Source organism: Parasphingorhabdus sp. (assembly GCF_049667325.1).
Lineage (GTDB): Bacteria > Pseudomonadota > Alphaproteobacteria > Sphingomonadales > Sphingomonadaceae > Parasphingorhabdus.
On record NZ_JBATHY010000306.1, the window covers coordinates 1 to 3,908 of the forward strand.

At 54.8% G+C, this 3,908-nt stretch carries 4 protein-coding genes; all 4 read right to left on the reverse strand.

The features are described from left to right. Positions 1 to 268 precede the first annotated feature (268 nt). Entirely contained in the window at positions 269 to 1,174 is a 906-nt protein-coding gene (locus WBM93_RS13245; RefSeq protein WP_424432336.1) for an alpha/beta hydrolase, read from the reverse strand. Between the two features lie 177 nt (positions 1,175 to 1,351). Beyond that, positions 1,352 to 2,134: an enoyl-CoA hydratase/isomerase family protein gene (locus tag WBM93_RS13250; protein WP_424432337.1), complete on the reverse strand. Its 783-nt coding sequence runs from the start codon at positions 2,132 to 2,134 to the stop codon at positions 1,352 to 1,354. Positions 2,135 to 2,231: 97 nt separating this feature from the next. Then, the gene (locus tag WBM93_RS13255) at positions 2,232 to 3,392 is read right to left on the reverse strand and encodes a M24 family metallopeptidase (RefSeq protein ID WP_424432338.1); all 1,161 of its coding nucleotides are present in this window, start codon (positions 3,390 to 3,392) and stop codon (positions 2,232 to 2,234) included. 93 nt (positions 3,393 to 3,485) lie between these two features. Next, the coding region (locus WBM93_RS13260; RefSeq protein WP_424432339.1) for an alpha/beta hydrolase-fold protein at positions 3,486 to 3,908 on the reverse strand (423 nt) is incomplete at its 5' end.

Consider the following 3,908-nt stretch of genomic DNA (forward strand, 5'->3'; position numbering starts at 1 on the left):
TTTCAAGCCTTTATGGACCGCAAGTCTGGCGTCTAGTGTGACCTTCCAGTTTGCCCTTCGAACCCGTCCAGCTACAATGTGCGGACAGCAGGCGGTGCCGCGATCTTATCCAGATTGTCAAAGAGCCTGTCCCGTGTCTGTTGCGGAAGCGGTGGAGACAATAACCGATTGGATTGGATGTAGGAAAGGAGAATTGGCGGATGGTCGCGAATGTTTTACTGCTCCGACACCTGCAAAAAAACTGGCCACCACAGCTTGAAAGCGGACTTTAGGTTGGCTGCAATATAAAATCAGCAATTTGCTGCATCACCCTTTTACCTTCTGGGATCGGGATCAACATCCAGACGTGAAACATTTTGGAATATTCATGATATTCAACAGCATTGCCCACGCTTTCCAAAGCCGTTCGAATCCTTTGCGAATCAGGCAATAATACATCTGCCGATCCGGTAAATATTTGCGTCGGTGGTAGTCGATCATGGGCGCCGAACAAGGGGCTGACTCTTGGGTCCTTCGCGTCCAGATCACCCGCGTATAACTCTCCGAACGATCTCAAACCCGATATGGCGATAATGGGATCATATTTTTCCAGTTCTGGTTGATCGGGATGCGTTGCCGTCACATCAAGCCAAGGCGACAGCAGGATCAAGCGACCGGGTTGGGGGCTTCCGCTATCGCGCAGTGCATGAGCGAGAGCCAAAGACAGACCGCCGCCAGCGCTATCTCCCATCACGGTCATATTCGGAGCGCCGTGTTTCTCTGCAAGCTGTCCAAATAGCTGCTGCATCTGGGGGATCAGCTTTTCACATTTTTGCTCCGGCGCAAGCGGGTAGATCGGGACGGTCACGCTTGCCCCTGTTGCGTCAACAAGACGTCCGATGAAGTTCCAGTGGGCCCAGGACATATCCATCACATATCCTCCGCCATGGAAGTAAAGGACGTGATGCTGACTTGTCCGGGCACCTGCTCTTGGGGCAATCGTGAACACTCGATATCCATCAACCCGATCTTCCAGTACTTCAAACTTTCGTCTGAAGCGTTTCGAAGGCAAGTCCGGACCTTTTTGACGTAACTTTTCTATCTTTCCCTGCGCTTCGGACGGATTGGAAAAAAACGCTTTGGTGCCAGTCAGTGGCAACAGACGATTAACGATGCGAGCGCGTAATGAGATCATGGGACACCTAAGCGCAATCACTTCTGGAATGCAATTAACGATGCCAGCTTGGTCCGGTTTAACTCAACCGCAAATACCGGCACGGGAACGGTACGACGGCATATTTGGAAGGAAAAATATCAGAAGGACGAGCCCCCTCATCAGACAAAAATTTGACTTCGCGTAGGCCTTGGCTGGTTATTTGGGCATAGAACCGAGGTAGGCTTCGACGGCCGCATGATATTCATCTTCGTTCAATGCCCATTGCTGCAAGTCAGCGTCAGCCCAACCGAGTTGCATGCCCGACTTTCCTCTACCAAGGCTTGAAGTCATGCCTCGCGTCAATGCGAGCGGTGCTGCAGGCATCTGCAAAAGCTCTCCAATCAACGTTTCAGTCGCCTGCCCAAGCTCGCCTTCTTCCGCGCAGCGCTGCGCCCAATGAGCGCTCATCAGCTCATCGGCATATACTTTTCTTGCGGTCATAACCCAATCTCGCGTGACAGGCAGACCGACCTCACGAGCGAGAAGCGGAGTACCGTTCCATACGTTGGGAATTCCAAGCGCAAGCTCAGGTATTCTAAAGATCGTATCCTTGGTGATGACTCTGAAATCGCAGGCGGTTGCCAGCAGGGCACCTCCGCCTATCACATGACCCTGAATACTCGCTATGCTCACTTGGGGAATACGGTCCAGCTGTTCCAACAACCGCTGCCATGTTGCAGTAAGATTGCGCCGCGTCGACCAGTCGCCCTCGACTTTGGGATAGGAAGTTGTCTTCAAGTCAGCGCCCGAACAAAACGATTTGCCTTCGCCACTGAAAACCAGCAATCGAATATCCGGCCTCTCCATCAGTTCATTTAGCGTCGATGCGATGACTGATCGTATGCTTTCATTCAATGCGTTAAGTTGCTTCGGGCGATTGAATTTGATTCTAACGATTTCTTTTTCATATGTGACAATGACGTTTTCGTGCTTGTCCATAAATTATCCTCATGATTGTTGTTGAGGTTGGCGGGACCTTTAGTCGTAAACTGCCCGAGGCTCTGATGTACAGTGTGTTTTCTGCTATAACTGCACCCTACCCAAACGGCCGATAAAGATCCTCTTGCGGCTGCGTAAACCACTCCGGACCGGACGCCGTCATATAGAAATGATCTTCCAGCCGGATGCCATATTGGCCCGGCACCACGATCATCGGTTCGTTGGAAAAGCACATGCCCGGCGCCAGCGGAGTCGCATCGCCTTTGACCAGATAGGGGCCTTCGTGGATGTCGAGACCGATGCCGTGGCCGGTGCGGTGGGGGAGGCCTGGCAGGTCGTAATCGGGGCCTAGGCCGTGGCTGATCAGCACATCGCGCGCGGCCTGGTCGACCGCTTCGCAGGGCGTGCCGATGGCGGCGCGGTCAAACGCGGCTCGCTGGGCTTGTTTTTCCACATGCCACAATCTCTCGGCCTCCTCATCCAGTTTGGACAAGGCATAGGTGCGAGTGATGTCGCTATTATAGCCGTCGATGGTGCAGCCGGTGTCGATCAGGATCAGCTCGCCCTCCTGCAGCGCCGGGTCGCCCGGCACGCCGTGCGGATGGGAGGTCGCTTCGCCAAATTGTACAGCGCAAAAACTGTTGCCGCCATCCGCTCCGCCGGCGCGGTGCAGCCGGTCGATTTCGGCGATCACGGCGCTGGCTTTCATGCCCGGCTTGATCCATTCAAAGATCTTCTGATGGACCGACAACGTGAGCTGCATCGCCGCGATCATCAGGTCAATCTCGGCCTGTGATTTTATCGCGCGCAGCGGCGCGATGATCGAGGAGGCAGAGCCGTAGAGGACCGGTTTTTCCAGCTGCGCCAGCGCATCGAACAGGCGCGCGGCATGGCCGTAGGAACATTCGGGATCGAGCGCGCATCGCCGGCATCCGTGGTCTGCCAGTAAAGATGCGATCAGCGCGAAGGGGCTTTCATGCTCTTCCCAGAAGGCCATTTCCGAGGCCATCGGGAATTTGGCGCGGATCGCGGATTCCTCGAACTTGGGACAGATGAAAATGGCGCGGCGGGCCGTGATCAATACACCGACAAAGCGCTCGCTTTCATAAAAAGCCTCGCCGAAATAATAGCGCATGTTGCTGCCCGGTGTGATGAGGATCGCATCAAGCCCGCTAACCGGCATCGCTTGGCGCAGATGATCCAGTCGCTGCTCCCGTTCGGCGTTGCTGATCGATGGCGGCCGCGATATTGTCGTCATGGTAAAAGTCTCCGGAATGGGCAGACCTGCTGCAAGATAGTCGCGTTGGAATTGCCGATGTCCCGTTGATTTCAGGACGCCCCAAGTTACCCGTTACAGCCGTTCGGCATGCCACCGCAAATGATCGTTCATGAACGTAGAAATGAAAAAATAGCTGTGGTCATAGCCTTCCCGCATATTCAGAGTCAGCGGGATTTCGGCTTTTGCGCAAGCGTCCACCAGCAATTGCGGCATTAGCTGCTCTTCCAGAAAATCATCCGCCGCGCCCTGGTCGATCAGAATCTCGGGAAAACGCGCGCCGTCCTCGATTAGCGAACAGGCATCATAGTCACGCCAAGCCGCTTTATGTTCTCCCAAATAGCGGCCCAGCGCCTTCTTGCCCCAGGGACATTGTGACGGAGCGACAATCGGCGCGAAGGCCGAAACGGATTTATAGCGTTCCGGATTGCGCAAGGCGATGGTCAGCGCGCCATGGCCGCCCATGCTGTGCCCGAATATCCCCTGCCGGTTCATATC